1 tRNA gene and 2 rRNA genes (1 of these 3 cut by a window edge) are annotated in these 2,500 nt (G+C 54.1%); all 3 read right to left on the reverse strand.

Features of this window, described 5'->3' with window-relative positions:
• Positions 1–115: 115 nt before the first annotated feature.
• Positions 116–192, reverse strand: a tRNA-Met gene (locus AC2FH6_RS21280).
• Between the two features lie 87 nt (positions 193–279).
• Positions 280–394 (reverse strand): 5S ribosomal RNA (gene rrf, locus AC2FH6_RS21285).
• 182 nt (positions 395–576) lie between these two features.
• Positions 577–2,500, reverse strand: a 23S ribosomal RNA gene (locus AC2FH6_RS21290) (it continues 904 nt past the right edge of the window).

The following is a 2,500-nucleotide window of genomic DNA, read 5'->3' on the forward strand; positions in this document are numbered from 1 at the left end:
AGTAGGGTTTGAACCTTTGGCCTTCAGGTTATGAGCCTGACGAGGTGAAGACGTTAAGCAATTGATCCAGTGGATCAAATGTAGTCTGAACGGGCTGTGTTGATATTATTCGACCTGGTTGCGGGAGTAGGATTTGAACCTACGACCTTCAGGTTATGAGCCTGACGAGCTACCGGGCTGCTCCATCCCGCGACACTAGGTTGGCCTATCGCTTTCGCTACTTGAGGCCGGGGTCGAATAAGTAATTGTATCATTTAGAGAGAATTGGGATTTTTCTAGGTTTGGCGGTGACCTACTCTCCCGGGGCTTAAGCCCAAGTACCATTGGCGCGGCAGTGCTTAACTTCCGGGTTCGGGATGGGACCGGGTGTTTCACTTGCGCTATGACCACCAAACCGAGGAAAATCCCACGTTGCGACTTGCGTAGCAAGCGCGACGGGTGGCAGGCAGCGTCTTTTGCGTGCAAAAGGCGCGTTGCCACTCGGTAGTGTAATCAATCAACAGTGCCGCTTGGCGCGACACAGCCATCGTTAGTCTAAGGTGTGTATGTTTTTGATTTGTCTTTCCATTACTGGATCAAATCAAGCCTATCGGGCGATTAGTACCGGTCAACTGAACGCATTACTGCGCTTACATCTCCGGCCTATTGACGTGGTGGTCTTCCACGGCCCTCAGGGAGACCTTGTTTTGAGGGGGGCTTCCCGCTTAGATGCCTTCAGCGGTTATCCTGTCCGATCATAGCTACCCTGCACTGCTGCTGGCGCAACAACAGGTCCACCAGTGGATCGTTCACCCCGGTCCTCTCGTACTAGGGGCAACTCCTCTCAAGTCTCCTACACCCACGGCAGATAGGGACCGAACTGTCTCACGACGTTCTAAACCCAGCTCACGTACCTCTTTAAACGGCGAACAGCCGTACCCTTGGGACCTGCTCCAGCCCCAGGATGAGATGAGCCGACATCGAGGTGCCAAACACTGCCGTCGATATGGACTCTTGGGCAGTATCAGCCTGTTATCCCCGGCGTACCTTTTATCCGTTGAGCGATGGCCCTTCCACTCGGGACCACCGGATCACTATGGCCGTCTTTCGACTCTGCTCGACTTGTCAGTCTCGCAGTCAGGCTGGCTTCTGCCATTGCACTCAACGAGCGATTTCCGACCGCTCTGAGCCAACCTTCGCGCGCCTCCGTTACGCTTTAGGAGGCGACCGCCCCAGTCAAACTACCCGCCACGCAGGGTCCCGGATCCGGATAACGGACCGCGGTTAGACATCAAGAGTGCGAAGGGTGGTATCTCAAGGGAGGCTCCACAGAGACTTGCGTCTCTGCTTCAAAGCCCACCACCTATCCTGCACATCACAATCCTGATGCCAGTGCGAAGCTGTAGTAAAGGTGCACGGGGTCTTTCCGTCTAACCGCGGGAAGCCTGCATCTTGACAGGCAATTCAATTTCGCTGAGTCGATGTTGGAGACAGCGGGGAAGTCGTTACGCCATTCGTGCAGGTCGGAACTTACCCGACAAGGAATTTCGCTACCTTAGGACCGTTATAGTTACGGCCGCCGTTTACCTGGGCTTCAATTCAAGGCTCTCACCTCTCCTTTTAACCTTCAGGCACCGGGCAGGCGTCAGACCCTATACGTCGTCTTGCGACTTCGCAGAGCCCTGTGTTTTTAATAAACAGTCGCCACCCCCTGGTTTGTGCCCCCAGCCCCTAGTTGCCTAGGAACCGGGCCTCCTTCTCGCGAACTTACGGAGGTATTTTGCCGAGTTCCTTCAACATCGTTCTCTCAAGCGCCTTGGTATTCTCTACCAGTCCACCTGTGTCGGTTTAGGGTACGGTCTTATAGGAGGGCTATTTCCAGGAACCTCTCAGCAGCCCATTCAATCCGATAAGGATGAACTACCTCTGAGATCCGTCACCACTCCACGGCCTAGGAATATTAACCTAGTTCCCATCGCCTACGCCTTTCGGCCTCGGCTTAGGGGCCGGCTTACCCTGCTCAGATTAGCTTTAAGCAGGAACCCTTGGACTTTCGGCGAGAGTGTCTCTCACACTCTTTGTCGCTACTCATGTCATCATTCTCACTAGTGATCTCTCCACCGGATCGCTCACGCGCCGGCTTCATCGAAAGCCTCTCTCCTCCAATACGCCCGAAGACGTGAAGGAGGAATGAGACTATGTCACACTACGCTCTGCTACCATGCCTTACGGCATCCTAAGCTTCGGCTCATGGCTTGAGCCCCGTTACATCTTCGCCGCAGGACAACTTATTTAGACCAGTGAGCTGTTACGCTATCTTTAAAGGATGGCTGCTTCTAAGCCAACCTCCTGGTTGTTTTGGTCGTCCCACCTGCTTTCCCACTTAGCCATGAATTGGGGGCCTTAGCTGTAGGTCAGGGTTGTTTCCCTCTCCACTACGGACGTTAGCATCCGCAGTGTGTCTGCCATCTAGTACTCCCGGGTATTCGGAGTTTGGTTAGGATCAGTAAGCCTGTGGGGC

Source organism: Ruegeria sp. CDSC045 (assembly GCF_059610725.1).